At 70.2% G+C, this 20,683-nt stretch carries 16 protein-coding genes; 7 read left to right on the top strand and 9 right to left on the bottom strand.

What is annotated here, in order from left to right:
• The first annotated feature begins 36 nt into the window (after nucleotides 1-36).
• The 3 genes from ASF23_RS13485 to ASF23_RS13475 all read left to right on the top strand — a co-directional run bounded on the left by ASF23_RS13485 (nucleotide 37) and on the right by ASF23_RS13475 (nucleotide 3,329).
• The gene (locus tag ASF23_RS13485) at nucleotides 37-1,089 is read left to right on the top strand and encodes a zinc-binding dehydrogenase (RefSeq protein ID WP_055954607.1); all 1,053 of its coding nucleotides are present in this window, start codon (nucleotides 37-39) and stop codon (nucleotides 1,087-1,089) included.
• Nucleotides 1,090-1,240: 151 nt separating this feature from the next.
• Nucleotides 1,241-1,804: a hypothetical protein gene (locus tag ASF23_RS13480; protein WP_156364526.1), complete on the top strand. Its 564-nt coding sequence runs from the start codon at nucleotides 1,241-1,243 to the stop codon at nucleotides 1,802-1,804.
• Nucleotides 1,805-1,877: 73 nt separating this feature from the next.
• Nucleotides 1,878-3,329, top strand: a complete 1,452-nt coding sequence (locus ASF23_RS13475) for an NCS2 family permease (RefSeq protein WP_055954601.1) — start codon at nucleotides 1,878-1,880, stop codon at nucleotides 3,327-3,329.
• Between the two features lie 92 nt (nucleotides 3,330-3,421).
• Here ASF23_RS13475 and ASF23_RS13470 read toward each other — a convergent pair whose 3' ends face one another.
• Together ASF23_RS13470 and ASF23_RS13465 are read right to left on the bottom strand one after the other, a co-directional pair.
• Nucleotides 3,422-4,516 carry a class I mannose-6-phosphate isomerase gene (locus tag ASF23_RS13470; protein ID WP_235510899.1) on the bottom strand — a complete coding sequence of 365 codons (1,095 nt, stop codon included), beginning with the start codon at nucleotides 4,514-4,516 and terminating at the stop codon, nucleotides 3,422-3,424.
• Nucleotides 4,517-4,696: 180 nt separating this feature from the next.
• Entirely contained in the window at nucleotides 4,697-6,283 is a 1,587-nt protein-coding gene (locus tag ASF23_RS13465) for a phospholipase D family protein (protein ID WP_055954596.1), read from the bottom strand.
• A gap of 187 nt (nucleotides 6,284-6,470) precedes the next feature.
• Here ASF23_RS13465 and ASF23_RS13460 point away from each other — a divergent pair, with 187 nt between their 5' ends.
• From ASF23_RS13460 to ASF23_RS13450, 3 genes are read left to right on the top strand one after another with little or no spacing between them, the layout of a single operon-like run.
• Nucleotides 6,471-7,409: a CPBP family intramembrane glutamic endopeptidase gene (locus ASF23_RS13460; RefSeq protein ID WP_055954593.1), complete on the top strand. Its 939-nt coding sequence runs from the start codon at nucleotides 6,471-6,473 to the stop codon at nucleotides 7,407-7,409.
• Complete coding sequence (locus ASF23_RS13455; RefSeq protein WP_055954590.1) at nucleotides 7,396-8,793, top strand: sensor histidine kinase; 1,398 nt, start codon at nucleotides 7,396-7,398, stop codon at nucleotides 8,791-8,793. Before ASF23_RS13460 ends, ASF23_RS13455 begins: the two co-directional genes overlap by 14 nt.
• Nucleotides 8,790-9,470, top strand: a complete 681-nt coding sequence (locus ASF23_RS13450) for a response regulator (RefSeq protein WP_055954588.1) — start codon at nucleotides 8,790-8,792, stop codon at nucleotides 9,468-9,470. Before ASF23_RS13455 ends, ASF23_RS13450 begins: the two co-directional genes overlap by 4 nt.
• 75 nt (nucleotides 9,471-9,545) lie before the next feature.
• On the opposite strand, the gene ASF23_RS13445 is transcribed toward ASF23_RS13450, so the two are convergent.
• The 7 genes from ASF23_RS13445 to ASF23_RS13415 all read right to left on the bottom strand — a co-directional run bounded on the left by ASF23_RS13445 (nucleotide 9,546) and on the right by ASF23_RS13415 (nucleotide 19,328).
• Nucleotides 9,546-10,277 carry a VIT1/CCC1 transporter family protein gene (locus tag ASF23_RS13445; protein ID WP_055954585.1) on the bottom strand — a complete coding sequence of 244 codons (732 nt, stop codon included), beginning with the start codon at nucleotides 10,275-10,277 and terminating at the stop codon, nucleotides 9,546-9,548.
• A 281-nt stretch (nucleotides 10,278-10,558) separates the two neighbouring features.
• Complete coding sequence (locus ASF23_RS13440) at nucleotides 10,559-11,056, bottom strand: hypothetical protein (RefSeq protein WP_156364525.1); 498 nt, start codon at nucleotides 11,054-11,056, stop codon at nucleotides 10,559-10,561.
• 319 nt (nucleotides 11,057-11,375) lie between these two features.
• Nucleotides 11,376-14,405: an alpha-mannosidase gene (locus ASF23_RS13435; protein WP_055954583.1), complete on the bottom strand. Its 3,030-nt coding sequence runs from the start codon at nucleotides 14,403-14,405 to the stop codon at nucleotides 11,376-11,378.
• Nucleotides 14,406-14,448: 43 nt separating this feature from the next.
• The gene (locus tag ASF23_RS13430; protein WP_055954580.1) at nucleotides 14,449-16,050 is read right to left on the bottom strand and encodes a glycoside hydrolase 5 family protein; all 1,602 of its coding nucleotides are present in this window, start codon (nucleotides 16,048-16,050) and stop codon (nucleotides 14,449-14,451) included.
• Nucleotides 16,050-17,039 (bottom strand): carbohydrate ABC transporter permease, encoded by a 990-nt coding sequence (locus ASF23_RS13425; RefSeq protein WP_200919366.1) that lies wholly within the window; start codon nucleotides 17,037-17,039, stop codon nucleotides 16,050-16,052. Before ASF23_RS13425 ends, ASF23_RS13430 begins: the two co-directional genes overlap by 1 nt.
• Nucleotides 17,036-17,914: a carbohydrate ABC transporter permease gene (locus tag ASF23_RS13420; protein WP_055954577.1), complete on the bottom strand. Its 879-nt coding sequence runs from the start codon at nucleotides 17,912-17,914 to the stop codon at nucleotides 17,036-17,038. Before ASF23_RS13420 ends, ASF23_RS13425 begins: the two co-directional genes overlap by 4 nt.
• A gap of 73 nt (nucleotides 17,915-17,987) precedes the next feature.
• Nucleotides 17,988-19,328, bottom strand: a complete 1,341-nt coding sequence (locus ASF23_RS13415; RefSeq protein WP_082474168.1) for an ABC transporter substrate-binding protein — start codon at nucleotides 19,326-19,328, stop codon at nucleotides 17,988-17,990.
• Between the two features lie 243 nt (nucleotides 19,329-19,571).
• Between ASF23_RS13415 and ASF23_RS13410 the strand changes: the two genes are divergently transcribed.
• Nucleotides 19,572-20,633, top strand: a complete 1,062-nt coding sequence (locus ASF23_RS13410) for a LacI family DNA-binding transcriptional regulator (protein ID WP_055954574.1) — start codon at nucleotides 19,572-19,574, stop codon at nucleotides 20,631-20,633.
• The last annotated feature ends 50 nt before the right edge of the window (nucleotides 20,634-20,683 follow it).

The following is a 20,683-nucleotide window of genomic DNA, read 5'->3' as shown; positions in this document are numbered from 1 at the left end:
CACCACCACCCCCCTTCCACACGAGGAGCACCAGCCATGCGCGCAGCCGTCTACCGAGCCGCCGGGAACGTGACCGTCGAGGACGTCCCCGACCCGTCCCTCCAGTCCGCCCCGGAAGGGTCGGCGACCGACGCGATCGTCCGCGTCCTGCGGTCCTGCATCTGCGGGTCCGACCTCTGGTCGTGGCGGGGCGTGATCCAGCGTCAGCCTGGGTCGCGGCTCGGGCACGAGTTCATCGGCATCGTCGAGGAGGTCGGGGCCGACGTCCGCACGATCGCGGTCGGCGACCTCGTCGTCGCACCGTTCCAGTGGTCCGACGGCACCTGCCCCGCGTGCCTCGACGGCATCCACACCCGCTGCGAGCACGGCGGCACGTTCGGCGCGCCGGGGACCGATGGCGGCCAGGGCGAGGCGGTCCGCGTCCCCGAGGCCGACGGGACCCTCGTGGTCGTCCCCGGCGGCGCGGACGAGTCACTGTACCCGGCGCTCCTCGCCCTGAGCGACGTCGCCGGAACGGGGCTGCACGGCGCGGTGCTCGCCGACGTCACGGAGGGCTCGACCGTCGCGGTCGTCGGCGACGGTGCGGTCGGTCTCGCGGCCGTCCTCGGCGCCCGGAACGTCCTCGGTGCGGAGCGGGTCATCCTGATGAGTCGCCACGAGGACCGGGCGGCGCTCGGACGCGCGTACGGTGCGACGGACGTCATCGCCGAACGCGGGGACGAGGGGATCGCCGCCGTGCGCGAACTCACGGGTGGCCTCGGTGTCCGGCACGTCGTCGAGGCGGTCGGGACCCCCGAGTCCTGGGCGATGTCGATCGGCATGGCTCGGGTCGGCGGCACGATCGGGGCGGTCGGTGTCCCGCACACCAGTCCGCAGCTCGGCATCTTCCAGCCGTTCGTGCAGCACCTGACGCTCCGGTTCGGGATCGCACCGGTGCGGCGGTACCTGCCCGACCTCGTCGAGCGCACCCTCGCGGGGACCTACGACGCCGGTGCGGTGTTCGACCTGACGCTGCCGCTCGAGCAGGTCGCGGACGGGTACCGCGCGATGGACGAGCGGCGGTCGATCAAGACGATGCTCGCCGGCTGACCGCTGACGGCCCGCCGGCGGCGTGCAGTGTTCTGAACACCCTCGTCCACTGCGAACACCCGACTCCGCGTGTTCCGACTGGACCCTCGTGTTCGGAACGCGCGGGGACGGTTCCGGTGCCGAAGGTCTGGCTCCGGCGTAGGTTCACCCCATGCGCGGAGTGGGGCCGATCGACGAGCGGGGACGGCTCGCGCTCGTGGGCAGCGGTCTGCTCGGCGCGGCGTTCGGGTTCCTCATGGTGGTGCTCCTCGTCACGGACTCCGCCGGCTCGCCGTCCCTGATCACCGGCATCGGCGTCCCCGCGGCGCTCGTGTGCGCCGCCGTCGGTGTGGCGATCCGGCTGTCGACGTGGCGCACCGACGGCGGCTACCCGGTCGTCGCCACGGTCCGGCAGTGGCTCGCCGATCGTCATGTCCCCGACGACGTCCCGGCAGCCGACTGGGTCCCGAAGCTCGAACGCGAGGCGGATCGGCGGTCGGCGGCGATGAGTCGGATCGTCCTCAGCGCGGTCATGCTCGGGCTGCAGGCACTCCGCCTCCCGTTCGACGGGCGCCCCGGTCATGTCGTGTACTTCGTCCTGGTCCTGGGCTTCTGGGGCGGTTCAGCCGTGTGGCAGCTGCTCGTGGTGCTGCCGCGCGCGAAGGCCGCGGCGACGATGCTCGCGCAGGGCGTCCACGGCCGCGAGACCTCCACGGAGGGCAACGTCGGGGAATGAGGTTCACGGCGGACTCGCAGCCGATCTAGAATCGGGGCTCCCCCACCTCCGACGCTCCGGGAGCCCCCACCACATGAGCACTGCGACGACCGGCCGTACCCTGAACGCCGCCGACCGCTACTTCGAGATCACGAAGCGGGGCTCCACCTGGGGCCGCGAGGTCCGTGGCGGCCTCGTCACCTTCGTCACGATGGCGTACATCGTCATCCTCAACCCGCTCATCCTCGGTGGCTTCTCCGGCGACCAGGCGGCCAAGGACATCGCCGGGCACTGGCTGCAGAACGCCCAGGTCGGTGCCGTCACGGCCCTGACCGCCGGCGTCATGACGATCCTGTTCGGGGTCGTCGCGCGCCTGCCGTTCGGACTCGCGGCCGGCCTCGGCATCAACTCGTTCCTCGCCGTCAGCGTCGTCAAGGACGTCACCTGGCCCGAGGCGATGGGACTCGTCGTCATCGAGGGCCTCGTCATCGTGGTGCTCGCGGCGACCGGGCTCCGCTCGCTCATCTTCCGCGCCGTCCCGAACCAGCTCAAGACGGCGATCAGCGTCGGCATCGGCCTGTTCATCGCGTTCATCGGCCTCGTCGACTCCGGTTTCGTGCGGTCGAGCGGCGAGGCGTCCCCGCCCGTGCAGCTCGGTGACGGCGGCTCGATCGTCACGCTCCCGACGATCACGTTCGTCATCGGCCTGATCATCATCGGCATCCTCGTCGCCCGGAAGATCCCGGCCGCGCTCCTCATCGGCATCATCGGCACGACGGTCATCGCGATCGTCCTCGAGGCGATCTTCCGCGTCGGTCCCTCGCTCGGCACGAACCCCGCCGGCTGGAACCTCAACGCCCCGGTGCTCCCGAGCGCGTTCGTGTCCCTGCCCGACCTGTCCCTCCTTGGCCAGTTCTCGTTCGGGGCGTTCGGCCGCATCGGCGGCGTCGCGGCGACGATGCTCGTGTTCACGCTCGTGTTCACGAACTTCTTCGACGCGATGGGCACGATGACCGGCCTGGCGAAGCAGGCGGACGTCGCCGCTCCCGACGGCACGTTCCCGCGCCTGCAGCCCGCGCTCATCGTCGAGGGCATCGGCGCCGTCGCGGGTGGTGCGGCGAGCGGCTCGTCGAACACGGTGTTCGTCGAGTCGGCAGCCGGGATCGGGGAGGGCGCCCGCACCGGGTTCGCATCCGTCGTGACCGGTGTGCTGTTCCTCCTCGCGATGTTCCTGACGCCGCTCACCCAGGTCGTCCCGCTCGAGGTCGCAGCCGCCGCGCTCGTCGTCGTCGGGGCGCTCATGGTGTCGCAGATCCGGACGATCGACTGGTCGGACTTCTCGGTGTCGCTCCCGGTCTTCCTGACGATCATCGTGATGCCGCTGACCTACTCGATCGCGAACGGCATCGGCGTCGGCTTCATCGCGTGGGTCCTCGTCCGGTCGTTCTCCGGCAAGGTACGCGAGATCAGCCCGCTGCTGTGGATCGTCGCCCTGGGCTTCGTCGTCTACTTCGCCCGCGGTCCGATCCAGGCCTGGCTCGGCTGACCCCGTCCTTCCGCGAAACACCAGGTTGGCCGCATGGCGCAGAGGTATTTCCCTGCGACGAGCGGCCAACGTGGTGTTCCGCGGATGGGGACCTAGGGCAGGGGCGGCATCGCGCGGATGAGGACGCCCTCACCGACCAGCTCCACCTCGCCGGCGCCGAACGGGACGAGGACGGTGTCGCCCGCCGCGACCGACAGTGAGCCACCGCTGTACCGGACGTCGAACACCCCCTCCGTCACGACGACGATGCTGTAGGCCGCCTCGAGCCGAGACGACCCCGAGACGTGGACACGCTCGGCACGGAAGAACCGGTCCGCCTCGGACGGGAACAACTGCTCGACGTCGGCACGGACCGGACGCGGGGCAGCGGCGAGGGATGCGACCTCGCTGGCGTCCCAGGCACGCCCGTCCAGCGCGGCGAGCGCCGTGGCGGGGTCGATCCCGAGCGTGGCGTCGTCGACCGTGAGCCCGTTGTAGCCGTCCCACTCCAGGAGGATCGACAGGTCGGTCGGCTGCTGCAGTTCCACGAGCGTGATACCGGGCCCGATCGCGTGCGGCACGCCAGCGGGGACGAGCAGCGTGCTCCCCGCGGCGAGCGGAACCCGGTGCATCGCGTCGAGCATCGCGTCGGCGTCCTGCTCGACGAACCACCGCGCGGCCTCCTCGGCCGACACCGGCCGGTGGAACCCGACCGCCGCGAAGCCGTCGACACCGTCCTGCACGGCGACGACCGCCCACGCCTCCGTCTTGCCGCGTGCGTCGTGGAGGTGCTCGGCCGCGAACCCGTCCGAAGGATGCAGGTGGACGAACAGCCGTTCGCCCGTGTGCAGGAGCTTGACGAGGAGCATCGCGTCGGCGCCGTACGCTGCGACGTGCTCCTGACCGAGGAACGCCACGGGATCGTCGAGGATCGCATCGCGGAGCGTCAGTCCTGGCTCGAGCGTGGTGAGCCCGACGGTCGCGGACCCGTGCACGGTCGTCGTGGAGCCGACGAAGTCCTCCGGCGTGTGCGGATCGGTGGCGTCGTACTCGCCACGCCGGAACGTCGCGATGCCCTCGCCGCCGCGGTAGGGCCGGTCCGCCGGTTGGTTCGGCTCGAGTACCGTCGGCGCCGTCGCCCAACGGCTGGACGGCGTCGACACGGGTCGGGATGCGTGGGTGGCGTCGCTGTCGTCTGCTGCAGTCATGGTGCCTCGAAGCGTAGACGCCGGTCCCGACGTCGCGTCCGGTGGATGGTGCCGATGCACCGGACGGGAGGCACGGTGCCAGACCGCGCCGTCCCTCCAGTCCGGCGGGCGGTTCCGGCATGCCGGACGGGAGGCGCGGTGCCAGACCGACCCATCCCTCCCGTCCGGAAGCGGACCGCCTCAGAACTCCGGTGTGCTGCGCAGGCGGCGCGGCCGCCCGTCCGGGTCGACCGCGAGGCGGCTGACCGGTGCCGCCCACAGGCGCTGGAGCGGTGTGACGGGTTCCGGCTGGTGGTGCCGGACACGGCCCCCGGGCCGTTCGCGGGGGAAGCCGTCCTCGTGCCAGTGGTCGAGTGCGTCTGCAGACCGGTTCCACAGGGCGAAGGCAGCCTCGGCGTCGAGGGGGCGCAGCTCGTCGGCGTCGACACCCAGGTGCTCCGACCAGAGCTGGAGTCGGAGGTCGTGGGCGAGCGGCGACAACCCATCGTCTCCCTCGGTCGTGTCGAGCACCGCGCACGTCAACTCGCTGTCCGTCGTCCACGACCGGCGGTTGAAGTTGTCCGAACCGCAGGTCATCCATGTGTCGTCGACGATGCACACCTTGGCGTGGATGTAGATCGGCGTCCCGGACTCGTTCTCGAGGTCGAACACCCGGAACCGGTCGCCTCCGGCCCGTCGCAGCATCCGGGTCGCGTCCACCTGACCGATCCGGCTCGGTGGGCCGGCCAGTGCGCCGTCGGAGTTCGGGTACCGCGGCACGACCGCGATGACGCGGAGGGTCGGGTTCCGCTCCAGTGCCTCGGCGATCCCGGCGGCGATCTCCCGCGACCACAGGTACTGGTCCTCGATGTAGATCAGGGACGCCGCGCGCCGGAACGCCTTCGCGTACGCCCGGGCGATGCTCCGTTCACCCTCGGGTGCGAACGGGAACGCGGGCTGCTTCCGCCCGTAGGTCCGCAGCAGTTGCACGACGTGCGGCCCGGCGGGTGGGGGCGGCGGCGTGGCGTCCGGCAGCGGTTTCGGGTGCCGGGGCATCCGCGCGAGGCGTTGGAGCAGCATCCGGTACGGGCTCCGGTGATCGAGCGGGGTCGGGTCGTTCCACCGCTCGGCGAACAGCGCGAGGACGTCCGTGACGACCGGGCCGCGGAGCTCGAGCGCGGCGTCGTGCCACGGCGGGGTGTCGCCGTACCGTGGGTCGAGGCTCAGCGCCTGCGGGTCGCCCCCGTGGTCGGCGTCGTCCCGCCGGCTGTGGCAGAGGTCGATCCCGCCGACGAACGCGACGTCACGGCCCGGGTCCTCGCCGTGGCGGAGCACGAAGAACTTCTGGTGGTGTGACCCGAACAGCCTCACGCGCTGGTCGAGGAGCACCTCGCCGCCGGCGTCGTTGATCTCACGGCCGAGCATGGTGTTGGCCTTGCCGCTGATCGACGACGACAGCTTCTCGCCGTGCGAGCGCCAGAGGAGCCCGCGCACCTGGACGCCGCGGCGGGCGAGCTGCGCGAGGAGGTCGCCGATCGTCGGACCGTCCGGCAGGAGCCGCTCGTCGGCGTCACCGCGCCAGTCGGTGAACCAGACGCTGTCGCCGGCGTCGAGGGCGGTGAGCTCCTCGTGCAGCCTGGCGAAGTAGGGCGCTCCGTGCACGATCGGGCGGACGAGGTTGCCGGTCGACCACGAGGTCCCGTCGCCGTCCGCATCGGCATGGACGTCCGTCGCGAGGTTGCCGCGTTCGTCGCCGCTCAGGAACCAGTCGGCAAGGCCATCGCTCATCCGCCGAACACTACGCCCGCCTCTGGTCGTTGCGCCGGCCGTTCGGTTGGTCGATCCGTGGGTCGTTCTGGGGTCGTTCCGTCGGCGATTCGTCGATCGTTCGCTCCTTCCATCGTTCGATGCAAGTCCGGCAGGTGCGTCCTTCCGCGGGTCGTCCCGTCGGGCCCGGCTTCGTAGCGTCGGAGCCATGATCAATCCCCCCGACAGCACGGCGGGTGTCCGCGGCCTCGTGGCCCGGAACCCCCTCCGCACGTTCTTCATCCTGGCGCTGGCGCTGAGCTGGCTGTCATGGGTGCCGTACATCCTCTCGCCGCACGGTCTCGGCGTCTGGGACATCCACTTCCCGGAGTTCCTCGGCTCCGCGCAGTTCACCGGTGTCCTCCCCGGGGCACTCCTCGGCCCACTCGGGAGCGCCTTCCTGGTGACCGCTGTCGCCGACGGACGCCCCGGACTCCGCCGATGGGTCGCCCGGCTGTGGCGCTGGCGGGTCGCCTGGTACTGGTACGCCCTGGCCCTGGTCGGGGTCCCGGCGCTCATCGTCGTGTCCGGTCTGCCGTTCGCCGGCGGGCAGGTGCAGGCTCCGAGCATCCTGGCGCTCACCGCCCTGGTGCCGGGGCTGATCGTCCAGCTGTTCACCACCGGCCTGTCCGAAGAGCCCGGCTGGCGCGACTTCGCACTCCCCCGCCTGCAGTCCCGGTTCGGTCCGCTCGGTGCCGCGGCGATCCTCGGGCCGATCTGGGCGCTCTGGCACATGCCGCTCTACCTCAGCGACTGGGGTGGCTGGCCGAACGCGCACTGGACCGAGCCCGTCGTCTTCGCCGCGTTCACGATCACCTTCAACGTGGTGATGATCTGGGTGTTCAACCGCACCGGCGAGAGCCTCCCCGTCGTCCTGCTGCTGCACGTCGGCGTCAACAACACGATCTCGACGCTCTGGGCCGACATGTACCCGGGGATGACCGCGGGCACGATGATGTTCGGGCTGACGATCCTGTCGACGATCGCGGCTGCGGTCCTGCTCGTCACGACACGGGGCCGGCTCGGTCTCCCCCGGGTCCCGGACCAACGACCGATCTCGACGGCCCCGGTGCCGGCACTCGTAGGATCGCACCATGGCACTCGCTGAGGCCGACGCACGACGTCGACGGACGGACGTGCTCATCGCGATCTTCACGGCGATCGTGTCCATCGGTCTGGTGATCGGACTGCCCCCGCTCGACACCGCCGACCTCGACGGGCCCGGCTCCGGGAGTTCGACGATCTACCCCGCCGTGGCGAGCCTGCCGTGGACGCTCCTCGTGGTCGCGTTGCTCGCACAGTCCGCTGTCCTCGTCGCCGCCAGACGAGCGCCACGAGCCGCCCTCGTGACGACGGCCGCGATCGCGGCAGCCGCCGCACTCGCACCGAGCACGCTGTACGGGCTCGTGGCGCTGCCGGTCGTGGTCGCGGTCGTCCTCGTCGGGCTGCGCGTCCAGCTGTCCCGGCTGTGGTCGGCGCTCGTGGCCGCCGCGGTGTTCATCGCGGTGGGTGCAGCGGCCGATGACGCAGTCGTCTCCGGGTCCTTCCGGGACGGCTGGGAGCGCGGACTCCCGGCGTCAGGGGCGCACGGCGTCCTGCAGGCCCTGAGCACGATCGCGCTGCCGCTCCTGATCGTGCTCGTCGTCCGTTCCCGTCGCGACGTCCGGGCGGCACGAACGGCCGAGGCCTCCGCCGTCGACCGCGAGAGCGACGCGCGACTGGAGGCCGCGATCTCCCGCGAACGAACTGCCATGGCACGAGAGCTGCACGACATCGCGGCCCACCACCTCTCCGGCATCGCCCTGATGTCGGCCGTGATCGACCGGCAGATCGACTCCGATCCGGAGCGCGCACACGAGGGTGTCCGGCAGGTCCGGGCGGAGAGCACCGCGGTCCTCGACGACCTCCGGCGTCTGGTCGGCCTGCTCCGCGACGACGGCCCGGCCGAACGCTCCGTCGAGACCGTGGCGGGCATCGTCGACCTGGTCGAGCGCGCCCGGTACCGCCACCCGATCGACCTCGACCTCCAGGTCTCGGACGAGCACCCGCTGGCGGTCGGCATCGGGCCGCTCGCACAGCTCGCCGCATACCGCACCGTGCAGGAGTCCCTGGCGAACGCGTCCATGCACGCACCCGGAGCGCAGTGCACCGTGAGGATCGACGATCGCGCCCCGGACCACCTCGTGGTCCGTGTCGAGAACGGGCTGCCGACCATGTCGTCGTCCGGCGGGTCCGTCACGACTCCTACCGCTGCCGGCAGGGGCGCTGTGGGCGGCGGCACTGCGGGCGGCGCCGCGGGTGGCAACGGGATCAGGGGCATGCGGGAGCGGGCGGACATCGTCGGTGCAGATCTCGTGGCCGGCCCGCGTGACGATGGCGGATGGTCGGTGGTCCTCACGGTCCGACGAGAGGACCGGGTCGTTTCCGGTGCGCTCGAGACCGCGGCAGAAGTCGCGCACGAGGCCCCCCTCGATCGGGACGAGCGATCATGAGCGACGTCATCCGGGTCCTCGTCGCGGACGACCAGCCGCTCGTCCGCGCCGGCGTCACCGCGCTGCTCGATGCCGAGCCGGACATCACGGTCGTCGGTGTCGCTGCAGATGGCGGCGAGGCCCTCGAACTCGCGCGGCTCCATCGGCCGGACGTCGCATGTCTCGACATCCGGATGCCCGTCCGGAACGGCATCGAGGTCGCCCGTGAACTCGGCGCTCCAGGGGCCGACCCCGCCGTGCCGGTGCTCATGCTCACGACCTTCGACATGGACGACTACGTGTTCGGCGCACTCGAGGCCGGCGCATCGGGGTTCCTGCTGAAGGACGCGGAGCCGGACGTCATCGTCGGAGCCGTGCGGCAGGTGGCAGCCGGCAACGGGACACTCGACCAGGCGCTCACGCGGCGCGTCCTCCGCGAGTTCGTCTCGCGTCGGAGTCTGCAACCGGTGACGGGAGACCAGGCTGACGGGGTGCTGACCGCTCGGGAACGGGATGTGCTCATGCTGTTGGCGCAGGGGATGTCGAACGAGGACATCGCCTCGGCCCTCGTCGTCGAGGTGTCAACGGTCAAGTCGCACCTCGCCCGGATGCTCCCGAAGCTCGGCGTCCGGTCGAGGTTGCAGGCGGTGGTCTGGGCCTACCAGAACCGCATCGTGGCCGTCCCCGACCCGGACTGACCGCGACGGGCATCCCGCGCCGGCTCCCGCGTGGGCAGCGGCTCCCGCTCCCGCGGGTGGGCGCCGCCGGTGGGCTCAGAGGCCGCCGGTGTGGCCGGTCAGCAGCATGCCCACCGCATAGGTCGCAGCGAGGGCGAGGGCTCCTCCGATGACGACTCGGACCGTTGCTCGGGTCCGCGCCGCACCGCCGAGGATCGCACCCGTGGCTCCGGTGATCGCCAGCGCGACCAGCACGGCGACGACGGTGATCCAGACGCGATCGGCCGCGGGCGACAGCAGCATCGCGAGCATCGGCAGCAACGCCCCGACCGTGAACGTCGCCGCCGAGACCCAGGCTGCGCGCCAGGGGCTGACGATGTCCTCTTCCGCTGCGGCGAGCGCCATCGCGGTCCGGCGTTCCCGGGCCTCGGGGCGGACGAGCTCCCCGGCGATCGCGCGGGCGACCTCCGCGGTGACTCCGAGGGACTCGTAGCGCTGGGTGAGTGCCGGCACGTCCTCGTCGTCGATCGTCGCGCGGACGGATGCTTCCTCGAGGCCGGTGCGCTGTGCGTCGCGCTGGCCGCTCACGGAGACGTACTCGCCGAGCGCCATCGAGATCGCACCGCCGACGAGGCCCGCTGTCCCGGCGGCCGCGATCGCCGCCGTGGATCCGGACGCCGCCGCGACACCGACGACGATCGCGGCGACCGAGACGATGCCGTCGTTCGCGCCGAGCACGCCCGCACGGAGCCAGTTGAGGCGACCGGCATCGGGCCGGGAGTCCGAGGAGCCGAGGTCGACGTGCGAGAGGTCCGCGATCGTGGTCATGTGCTGATGGAAGCACTCCGTGGCGACGAGCGCTAGCGAGGTAAGCCTGCCCTCACCAGGGGTTTTGGCGTGTTCACCGGGCTCAGGCCGACAGGCACATGTCCGCGACGCGCACTCCTGGCTGTGCGACGTCGACCCGTCATGCACGGCCTCGTCCTCGCACGACACCGCCCTCCGCACACGACACCGCCCTGCAGCGCGGTGTTCTGCCCACAGGGCGGTGTCATGAGGAGCCGGGTGTACCCCGGGGTGGGACTGGGTGGGCGGAGGTCGGCCGACGGTCAGTAGCCGGTCGCGGGGTTCACGCCGGTCTTCCGCGCCTTCACGTTCCGGAAGTACTCGTTCGACGGCGTGAGGAACATCAGGACCACCGCGACGATGCCCGCCACGACCCCGAGCGCGCCGACCCCGTATGCGCCGAGGACGCTCAGGAGGGACAGCGCGGTGAGGACGGTGAGGACGATGCGAGCCCAGTTCGCCCCGCGACGCATGAAGAAGGCGAACAGGACGAACGCGATCAGGAACAACACGCCGAAGACGATCGCTCCGATGACGCCGCCGGTGACGATCGTGTCCATCTGAGAGGACGACACCCCGGTTCCGCTCGCGTTCTTGACCGCCTGGTCCCGCACCGTGCCGATGCTCGCGAGGCTGATGATGATCGTGATCACGCGTGTGAGGGCGACGAGGAGGAACAGCAGGAACGCGATCTGCACCGGCCGGGGCGGAGCGATGGGCGTGGTGGGTGCGGTGGGCTGGGCGGCCGGGTACTGGGACATGGTCTCTCCTGGTTCGATGCGACGGTGCACGATGCACGATGCACGATGCACGATGCACGATGCACCGATCATCACGCGCGATCGGTGTCGCCACGCTACGGATGCAACGGGCTCGGGGGTCGACGTCTGTGTCCCGAGTGGTGGATTCTTGCGAGAAGCCGCACTGATGAAGCGCCCACCCCACCCCGACCGCCCCGTCGCGCTCGGGCACCGGGCACCCGGGCCCGCGACACCGCCCTCCGCGCACGACACCGCCCTGCAGCGCGGTGTTCTGCGCACAGGGCGGTGTCGTGGTGAGCGCGGGCGAGCCGCAGCGTGGTCAGGCCAGGGTGAACCGGATCGTCCGGACCTCGAACGCCGACAGCGACACTGCGACCGCGCCGGAGCCGTCCACCGATGCGTCCGCTGCCTGCGCGGGGTCGGTGATCGGACCCTCCAGCAGGGTGACGGTCGAGGCCGATGTGACCGGCGCCGACACCGTCACGGTCCCCGACGCACGCTGCCCGACGGGCTCGTACACGCGGACGACGAGGTCGCCCGAGCGGTCGTCGGCGAGCTTGACGCTCGACAGCACGAGGCCGCCGGACACCGACACGAGGGGCTCGAACCCGTGGTCGCCGGACACCGTGCGTGCGTCGAGGTTCAGGCGCACACCCTCGGCCGTCGTGTCCGCGAGGGTCGCTCCGACCACGAACCCGTACCGGTGCGTCTGGACGCCCTGGTCGGTCTCGGGGTCGGGGAACCGCGGCGCACGGAGCAGCGACAGTCGCACGGTCGTCGTGACGTCACCGTCGACGGCGTCACGCGAGACGTCGTACCCATGGATCGAGTCGTTGACGAGCCCGACTCCGAAGCCGGGCTCCTCGACGTGCACGTAGCGCTGCATCGAGGTCTCGAACTTCGCGGCCTCCCACGAGGTGTTCTGGTGCGTCACCCGCTTCTGCGCGCCGAACTGCGTCTCGGCGATGGTGTGCTCGGCGCGGACGTCGAGCGGGAACGCCACCTTGAGGAACTTCTCGGTCTCGCGCCAGTCCGTGACCTGCGCGATCTGGAGCGTCCGGGACCCGGGCGCGAGCGAGAGCGTCTGCGTGATCGTCGACTCCGAGAACACCCGCTCGACGACGATGCGCGCGACCCCGTCGTCCCCGAGGTCAGCACTGATGCTCGACACGTCCCGCAGGTCTTCGACGCGGTTCTTGTAGTACCGGTCGACGTCCCAGGCGTCCCACATGTTCGGGAAGTCCTGGTGCAGCTGCAGCAGGTTCCCGACCTGCCCGGGCGCGATCGCGTCCCTGCCGGACGCGAGGTCGACGGCGGAGGTGATGAGTCCCTCCCGGCTGATCGCGATCCGGACCACGTCGTTCGACAGGACATGCCCGTCATCAGAGCTGTCCAGCTGCACCGCAGCGTCGGTCGACGATGCGACGACGGTCGCGCCGAGCGCGGGCGCACCGGCCTGGAGGAACGGGGCCGGGTTCACGACGACGCTCGCGTCCCCGGAGCCGACCAGTGCGCGCACCGCCTGGCTGATGATCGCCGTGAGCCGGTCGGCGATCCGCGCGTACTGCTCGACGGCCTCGCGGTGGACCCAGGCAATCGAGGTGCCGGGCAGGATGTCGTGGAACTGCTGCAGGAGGACCTGCTGCCAGAGCGCGTCGAGCTCCTCGTACGGGTACTCGAACCCGGCCTGCAGTGCCGCCGTCGCGCACCAGAGCTCGGCCTCGATGAGCAGGTGCTCACTCCGACGGTTGCCCTGCTTCGTCTTGTGCTGCGAGGTGAGAGTCGCGCGGTGCAGCTCGAGGTAGAGCTCGCCGACCCACACGGGCGGGTTCGGCATCTCCGAGCGAGCGCGGTCGAAGAACGTGTCGGGGTGCTCCCACGCGACGCGGGCGCTGCCCTCGAGATCGGCGAGCCGCTCCGCCTTGCCGGTCATCTCACGCGTGGTGCCACCGCCGCCGTCACCCCAGCCGACCGGAGCGATCGAGCCGGTGGCGATGCGGTTCTCCTTGAACTGGCGGGAGGCCTTGGCGACCTCGGACCCGGAGAGCTGCGAGTTGTAGGTGTCCATCGACGGGAAGTGCGAGAACATCCGAGAGCCGTCGATGCCCTCCCACAGGAAGGTGTGGTGCGGGAACTTGTTGACCTGGTTCCACGAGATCTTCTGCGTGAAGAACCACTCGAAGCCCGCACGGCGCATGAGCTGCGGGAGCGCCGGCGAGTACCCGAAGCTGTCCGGGAGCCAGACGCCCTTCGGCTCGATGCCGAACTCGTCCTTGAAGAAGCGCTGCCCCTGCGAGAACTGCCGGACGATCGACTCGCCCGTCGGCATCACGGTGTCGGACTCGACCCACATGCCGCCGATCGGCAGGAAGCGCCCGGCGGCGACCGCTGCCTTGACGCGCTCGTAGACCTCGGGGCGGTGCTCCTTGATCCAGGCGTACTGCTGGGCGCTCGACATGCCGTAGACGAAGTCGTCGGTGGAGTCGATGAGCTCGGTCATGCTCGACGTGGTGCGGGCGACCTTGCGGATCGTCTCGCGTACGGGCCAGAGCCAGGCGGAGTCGATGTGCGCATGGCCGACGGCGGAGATGCGGTGCGCGGAGGCCTCTGCGGGCTGCGCGAGGACGTCGGCGAGCTCGGCACGAGCGGCCCCGGCGGTCTCGGCGAGGTGCTGCAGGTCGAGGACGTCGAGCGCGTTGTCGAGCGCCTGGAGGATCCGCATCCGGCGGGGGCCGGCGTGCAGCTCGTCCTGGAGCTCGAGCAGGACCTCGATGTCGAGGGAGAGCTCGTGCAGCTCCTGCTCGAACACGGCGAGGTCCATGCGCCGCGGCGTGTAGAGGCGCTTGGACGACGAGGTCTGGATGTCACCCTGCGCGGTCGGCAGGAAGGGGTGGTAGTCGAGCAGGACGGGGTTCGACGCGGCCTCGAGGTAGAGGTCGACCTTCTCGTCGCCCTGGGCGTCCTCCGCGATGAGCACCCACTGGTTGCGCGGGTTGATCGACTTGATCGGGGTGCCGTCCGGGCGGTACGCGAGGCCCTCGCACTGGAACCCGGGCATGTTGATGTCGAAGCCCAGGTCGATCCGGGCCTCGACACGCCTGCCAGCCCAGGCTGCGGGGACGGTGCCGGTCAGGTGGAACCACGTCGTGCCCCATGCAGCACCCCACGGCGCCCCGACCTCGTACGGCTCGAACGTCAGCGCGAGGCCCTCGGTCGGCGAGATCGGCTCCCCGGGGAGCTCGTTCCACTCGACGGTCAGCGGGACGGACTCCGCGTGGATCGCCGGGCGGATGCGCTCGTCGAGGACCCGCTTGGCGCGGCCGGTGGTGAGGGGGATGTCGTCGTGCATCGTTGCCTTTCGAGATGGATGAAGTGGTGACCAGTCTTGTCGGTCAGGGCATCGTCGCGGGGTGTGCCACGGACATGTGGATGGATTCCCCACCTGCGGGCACCCTGTGCAGGACGAGGCCGTCGGCCCGGATGGACGAGCCAGCCGGGGCGGACGAGCCAACCGGGACGGACGGGCCGGCCTGGAGGCCCGGCTCGGCCAGCCGGGACCGCAAGACCACGCGGGGTCCCCGGCCGAGCGCCTCGGCGAGGTCCACCCACGCGAGGGCGAAGCGCCCGCCCGGAGCGCACTCCGCGCGGAAGCCCGGGTTCGGTCGGCCGAGCTCGTCGACGTCGTCGAGCACGAGCGCGTCGACCGGCCCGGGCGACCCATCCCGGCGATCGTCGAGAATGCCGGAACCAGGAGTCCCGGCCGGGTCGGACCCCGAGTTCGTGCGTCCTCGAGCTGCAGCGAGCGCAGGACCTCGGTCGGAGCCGCCGAACTCCCGGGCCAGGGCGGCGAACCGCTCCCCGGTGGGCTTCAACTCCCCCGCGTTGGTGAACAAGCCGAGGTCGTACTCCAGCTCGGGGAAGTCGGCCAGGGACCGCGAGACGTCGTGCGAGCACCACCAGGTGATCCCGAAGAGGTCCTGCACGTCTGCCGCGTGGCGGATCGTCCCCTCGAGGAAGTCCGCCGCGTCGGCCACGGGGACCACGTTCGTCGGCGCTCCGACCTCCTGCAGCCAGTTCGGACGACGGGAACCCCCGGCACCCGCATCAGCATCAGCATCAGCACCCCAGGCCGCCGCGAGCTGCAACAGGTACTCCCCGTGCCGCACGCTGCCCGCGCCCAGGGGTCCGTGCACGCGCGCCGCCCCGTTGAACACCCACGAGTGCGTCACGGTCATGTCCCCGTGATCGGCCGCGTGGTCCGGCCCGAAGGGTTGTGCGTCGTCGTACCAGGCGGCGTCGTACTGTGCCAGCGTGACCCACGGTCCGTCGGACGCCGACGGGGCGGAGTCGAGCCGTCCCTCCAGTCCGTCGGCCGCACCAGCGTGCGCCGATCCGCCGGAGTCGAGCCGTCCCTCCAGTCCGTCCGGCGCAGCCAGCCCGGCCGGCACGGCCAGTTCGTCGCGCCCGGCCAGGCCGGCCCGCGCTGCGGCGACCATGGTCGCTGCCCAGGTGGACGCCTCCGCGGGCGAGACCGCGTGCGGAGTGGGGTGGGGTGCGTGGGCGAACTGGTTGACCTCGTTGCCGATGGTGATCCCGAGCAGGTTCGGCCGGTCCGCGACCGCAGCCGCCAGAGCCTCGACGTACGACGCTGTCGAGGCGACGACGGACGGTTCGGTGAACATGTTCCGCCGGTGCCACGACTCGAGCCACGACGGCACGAAGTCGAAGCTCGACAGGTGCCCCTGCAGCGCGTCGACGTTGACGTCGAGCCCGAACGAACCGGCGATGTCGACGACGGTCGCCACGTCCTCGAGCGCGGAGCTGCGGATGAGCGTCCGGTTCGGCTGGATCAGCGGCCACAGCGGGAAGATGCGCACGTGGTCGACCCCGAGTGAGGCGATCTGCTCCAAGTCGCGGGCGACGTCGGAGGGGGTGAAGTCCAGCCAGGAGTGGAACCACCCGACCGCCGGCGTGTAGTTGACGCCGAAGCGCATCAGCCCTTGACCCCGCCCTCTTCGACGCCCTTGAAGAAGAAGCGCTGCAGGATCGAGAAGATGACGGCGATCGGGATGAACGCGATCATCGTGCCCGCCGCGATCATGCGCTGATCGGTCGCGAACGACCCCTGCAGGTACTGCAGACCGACGGTCAGCGTGAGCTTGTCCGGCGACTGCAGGACAATGAGCGGCCAGAGGAAGTCGTCCCACGCGCCGATGAACGAGAAGATCGCGATGACGGCGATCGTCCCCTGGACGGCGGGCAGGGCGATGCTCCACAGCCGTTGCCACGCGTTCGCGCCGTCCATGATCGCGGCCTGGTCGATCTCCTCGGGGATCTGTCGGAACGCGTTGAACATGAGCAGGACGTTGAGCGCGGCGATCATGCCGGGCAGTGCGACACCGGCCAGGGAGTCGGCGAGCCCGAGGTCCTTGATGGTGACGAACTGCGAGATGATCGTCGCCTCGCCGGGGAGGACGAGCGTCGCCAGGAACAGGCCGAGCACGATCTTGCGGCCCTTGAACTGCAGGCGGGCGATCGCGAAACCGGCGAGCGTGGCGAACACGATGTTCCCGATGACGTCGATCGCCGCGACGATCAGGGAGTTCCCGATGAAGGTGAACACCGGGATCGCACTGCCGACCTTGAGGTAGTTCGCGATCGTCGGCTGCGTCGGGATGAACGACGGGTTGGCGGTGTAGATGTCCTCGCCGGCGCCCTTGAGCGACGTGGAGAACTGCCAGAGGAACGGTCCGACGGTGATGAACAGCACCACGATCAGCAGGACGTAGCGAAGGACCTTCTCGCGCGTCGTCATGATGCCGAACGACTGGCGCCTGCGGCGCACGCCGTTGCGGTCGCGGGTGTCGATGCCGTCGCGGCCGGTCTGCCGGGAGGCGCGGCGCCGGTCCGGTGCGTCGGCACCGCCCGCGATCCCCTGCACGCCCCCGATGACGGGTTCGCTGGTCGTGGAGGTGTTCGTCATCGTTCCGCCTTGCTGTTCATGCGGGCCAGGGCGAGCATCGGGATGAGCGTCACGACGAAGAGCAGAAGGCTCAGGGCGGATGCGTAGCCGAGGTTGCCGGTGAAGCCGCGGGCGTACTGCTGGATGAGCATGACGAGGGAGTTGTCCTGGCCGCCGGGACCACCGGTGCCGTTCGTCAGGATGTAGAGCTCGCTGAACACCCGGAGCGCCGAGACGCAGACCAGGATGCCGACGAGGGTCATCGTGCCGCGGACGCCGGGGACCGTGACCGACCAGAACCGGCGCGAGGTGCCGGCGCCGTCGATCGCGGCGGCCTCGTGGAGGTCCTTGCCGATGTTCCCGAGCGCCGCCAGGAAGATGATCATGTAGTAGCCGAGGCCCTTCCAGACCGTCAGGCTGATCGCGCTGAAGAGCAGGAGCCACCGGTCGGTCAGGAACGGGATGGTGCTCTGGACGACCCCGAGGTGCTGCGCCATCTCGTTGATGACACCGCGGTCGTCGAGGATCCAGTTCCAGATGAGCCCGACCACGACCGCCGAGGCGATCACGGGGGTGTAGTACGCCGTGCGGAAGAAGGCGATGCCGGCCATCTTCTTCTCGACGAGGAGCGCCATGAGCAGCGGCAGGAGCGTCAGCAGCGGCAGGCAGATCGCCATGTAGATGACGCTGTTGAGGAGCGCCTCCCACACCTGCGGGTCACCGAGCAGCGTCTGGAAGTTCTGCAACCCGACGTACCGGCTGACACCGCCGAGGGGACTCGCGTTCGTGAACGACAGGCGGATGGTGTTGATCGACGGCCAGAGGCTGAACGCCAGGAGCCAGACGAGTGCCGGCAAGATCAGGATCCACGGGGTGAACCAGCGGTTCGCGCGCATGGCGGACCTCCTTTCGGGTGAAGGCCCGGCCGGGCGCGTGTGCAGCCCGGCCGGACCGGCTTCTGGAGTCCGCTCAGCCGTTGGCGAGCAGGGTGTTCATCTTGGTCTGGGCCGTCTCGAGCGCCTTCTTCGACGTCGTCTGGCCCTTCATCGCGAGCGCGATCTGCTGGTCGAGGAACGTCGTCATCGCGTCGTTCGCCTCGACCGGGGACAGGTTCTCCGCGGTCTTCAGCGCCTTGTTCGCGAGGACGCGCGCCTTCGCCTCGGTCGTGCCGTCGTCCTTGGAGAAGTACGGGTCGGACTGCGACGAGGTCGTGGACGGGAAGATGCTCACGAGGTGCGCGAACTTCTCCTGGTTGGTGGCGTTCGTCATGAACTTCGCGAGGGCCTCAGCCGTCGCGATGTGCTTGCTCTTGCTCGACACCGACAGGCCCTGCACGTACAGCGGCGGGGTGTCGAGGGCCGGCGAGACGACGATGTTGCCCTTGAGCGACGGGTTGTTCTTCTCGAAGTCGGCGATCGCCGTCGCGCCACCGGTCGTCCACGCGACCTTGGTCTGCGTGAACAGCGTCGAGTTGCCGAGGTAGTCGCTGTTCAGCACCGACGACGGCATGTAGCCGTTCTGGTACGCCTTGGCGTACTTGTCGATGAGGTCAGCGGCCTTGGACGAGTTCGCGAAGGTGAACTTCGTGCCGTCGCTGTTGAGGATCTTGACGCCCGCGAGCGAGAAGTCGGACAGCCCGGGCTTCCGGCTCATCAGGTAGTCGTCGGGGCACTTGGCGTGCATCGTCGCGGCCTGCTCGAACAGCTGGTCGGTGGTCTTCGGGACGTTGTCGGGGTCGAGCCCGCACTGCGAGAGCATCGACTTGTTCCAGTAGTCGACGTCCGTGTTGAGGTACCAGGGGTAGCCGAACGTGCCGTCGACGCCCTTGTAGTTGTAGGCGCTCAGGGCCCCGTTGACGTAGGTCTTCTTCAGCGTGGAGTCGTCCTTGCTGATGTCCTGCAGGAACCCGCGCTTGGCGAGGGGCAGGGCGATGTCCGGCGGCAGGTTGATGACGTCGGGGAGCGAGTTCGAGCTCGCCTGGCTGAGGACCTTGTCGGAGTAGCCGTCGCCCGGCTGGTCGACGAGCTTGACCGTCGTGCCCGGGTACTTCTTCTCGAACGAGGACGCGACACCCTTGAGGTAGTCGCTGTACGTCGGGGTCAGCGCCCACGTCTGGAGCGTGACCGTTCCGGTGACCTTGCCGCTGTCGCCGCTGGCGCTGCTGTTGCCACTGGCGCAGCCCGTCAGGACGAGCGCGACCGCGGCTGCGCCGGCCAGGAGGCCCGCAGCGCGCTTGGTGGGTCGGCCGGTGGACCGGCGGGTGGTTCGGGTGGTTCGGGTGAGGCGGTTGCTGCTCTCGGTGCCTGGCATCGGTTCGGACTCCTTTGTTCGCGCGCTGCCTGCTTGAACGGTTTAGCAACCGCTGCTGCCACGGCGTCGCTACCGTCGATGAACGCCATAGTTCATCACTAAAGCGCTATAGTCAAGTCCGATGCGCAAGGATGTGCAGGAGACGCCGGGACCGGCTTCTGTGGAGGCCGGGACTGGTTTCGGTGAGGGCCGCAACCGGTTTCGGTGACGGCCGGGACCGGATTCCGTGAGGGGAGGGCTGCGATGACGCCGCCGAAACGAGCCACGATCTCGGACATCGCCGCGCGCGCCGGGGTGTCCGTCGGCGCGGTGTCCTTCGCGCTCAACGACCGCCCCGGGGTGTCCGACGAGACACGAGCCCGCATCCAGGGCATCGCGCGTGACCTCAACTGGCGCCCGCACTCCGCTGCCCGCGCCCTCGGTGGTGCGCGCGCGGGGACGATCGGCTTCGTGCTGAACCGCCCCGCCCGGACCCTGGGCACCGAGTCGTTCTTCGGTGACCTGATCTCCGGGATCCAGCTCGGGTTGACCGGGGCTGCGGCCGCCGGCGGCACCCACGTCGGCATGAACCTCCTCGTGGCGCGAGACCTCTCCGAGGAGCTCGACACCTACCGGGAGTGGTGGAGCGGGCATCGGGTGGACGGGGTGGTCGTCATCGATCCGCGGTCCTCCGACCCCCGCGTCGAGTTGCTGTCCGAGCTGGGGATGCCGGCGGTCGTCGTCGGGTCGCACCCCTCGCAGCCGGGCAATGCACCGTCGGTGTGGATCGATGACTCCGACGCTGCCGACACCGTGTTCGGGTACCTGCACGCTCTGGGGCATCAGCGCATCGCGCACGTGGCCGGGCGCGAGGAGTTCGAGCACACGGCGATGCGCGCCACGGCTCTAGCGCGGTTCGCCGCCTCCGTGGGACTGACGGCCGAGACGATCCCGACGGACTACTCGGCCGAGTCAGGTGCGTCGGTGACGCGGACGCTGCTGTCTCGTCCGGTCCGCCCGACTGCGATCGTCTACGACAACGACGTCCTCGCGGTGGCGGGGCTCGGGGTCGCGGCGGAGATGGGCGTGGCCGTGCCTGCTGACCTGTCGATCGTGTCGTTCGACGACTCGGCCATGGCGCGCCTGGTCCGCCCGGCGCTCACGACACTGACCCGTGACACGGTCGAGCTAGGGCAGCGGGCGGCGATGTTGTTGCTCGACCAGATCGAGTCCGACGCCCCGCTACAGTCCCGCCCGGGCCCCCCGCTGACCCTGAGTGTGAGGGACAGCACCGCGCAACTCGATCGCTTACGTCAGCGCATATGACCCCGTCGGACCCGGCGACGCCGGATACGGACCGACGAAAATACGACGCA

This window comes from Curtobacterium sp. Leaf261 (assembly GCF_001422205.1).
In the GTDB taxonomy this organism is placed as follows: domain Bacteria; phylum Actinomycetota; class Actinomycetes; order Actinomycetales; family Microbacteriaceae; genus Curtobacterium.
Note: the sequence above shows the minus strand (reverse complement) of the source record. Positions and strands in the feature narration are given on the sequence as shown.

What these genes read in the sequence shown, in the direction of transcription:
- ASF23_RS13485 (WP_055954607.1), top strand. Translation starts at nt 37, where the DNA reads ATGCGCGCAGCCGTCTACCGAGCCGCCGGGAACGTGACCGTCGAGGAC.
- ASF23_RS13480 (WP_156364526.1), top strand. Translation starts at nt 1,241, where the DNA reads ATGCGCGGAGTGGGGCCGATCGACGAGCGGGGACGGCTCGCGCTCGTG.
- ASF23_RS13475 (WP_055954601.1), top strand. Translation starts at nt 1,878, where the DNA reads ATGAGCACTGCGACGACCGGCCGTACCCTGAACGCCGCCGACCGCTAC.
- ASF23_RS13470 (WP_235510899.1), bottom strand. Translation starts at nt 4,516, where the DNA reads ATGACTGCAGCAGACGACAGCGACGCCACCCACGCATCCCGACCCGTG.
- ASF23_RS13465 (WP_055954596.1), bottom strand. Translation starts at nt 6,283, where the DNA reads ATGAGCGATGGCCTTGCCGACTGGTTCCTGAGCGGCGACGAACGCGGC.
- ASF23_RS13460 (WP_055954593.1), top strand. Translation starts at nt 6,471, where the DNA reads ATGATCAATCCCCCCGACAGCACGGCGGGTGTCCGCGGCCTCGTGGCC.
- ASF23_RS13455 (WP_055954590.1), top strand. Translation starts at nt 7,396, where the DNA reads ATGGCACTCGCTGAGGCCGACGCACGACGTCGACGGACGGACGTGCTC.
- ASF23_RS13450 (WP_055954588.1), top strand. Translation starts at nt 8,790, where the DNA reads ATGAGCGACGTCATCCGGGTCCTCGTCGCGGACGACCAGCCGCTCGTC.
- ASF23_RS13445 (WP_055954585.1), bottom strand. Translation starts at nt 10,277, where the DNA reads ATGACCACGATCGCGGACCTCTCGCACGTCGACCTCGGCTCCTCGGAC.
- ASF23_RS13440 (WP_156364525.1), bottom strand. Translation starts at nt 11,056, where the DNA reads ATGTCCCAGTACCCGGCCGCCCAGCCCACCGCACCCACCACGCCCATC.
- ASF23_RS13435 (WP_055954583.1), bottom strand. Translation starts at nt 14,405, where the DNA reads ATGCACGACGACATCCCCCTCACCACCGGCCGCGCCAAGCGGGTCCTC.
- ASF23_RS13430 (WP_055954580.1), bottom strand. Translation starts at nt 16,050, where the DNA reads ATGCGCTTCGGCGTCAACTACACGCCGGCGGTCGGGTGGTTCCACTCC.
- ASF23_RS13425 (WP_200919366.1), bottom strand. Translation starts at nt 17,039, where the DNA reads ATGACGAACACCTCCACGACCAGCGAACCCGTCATCGGGGGCGTGCAG.
- ASF23_RS13420 (WP_055954577.1), bottom strand. Translation starts at nt 17,914, where the DNA reads ATGCGCGCGAACCGCTGGTTCACCCCGTGGATCCTGATCTTGCCGGCA.
- ASF23_RS13415 (WP_082474168.1), bottom strand. Translation starts at nt 19,328, where the DNA reads ATGCCAGGCACCGAGAGCAGCAACCGCCTCACCCGAACCACCCGAACC.
- ASF23_RS13410 (WP_055954574.1), top strand. Translation starts at nt 19,572, where the DNA reads ATGACGCCGCCGAAACGAGCCACGATCTCGGACATCGCCGCGCGCGCC.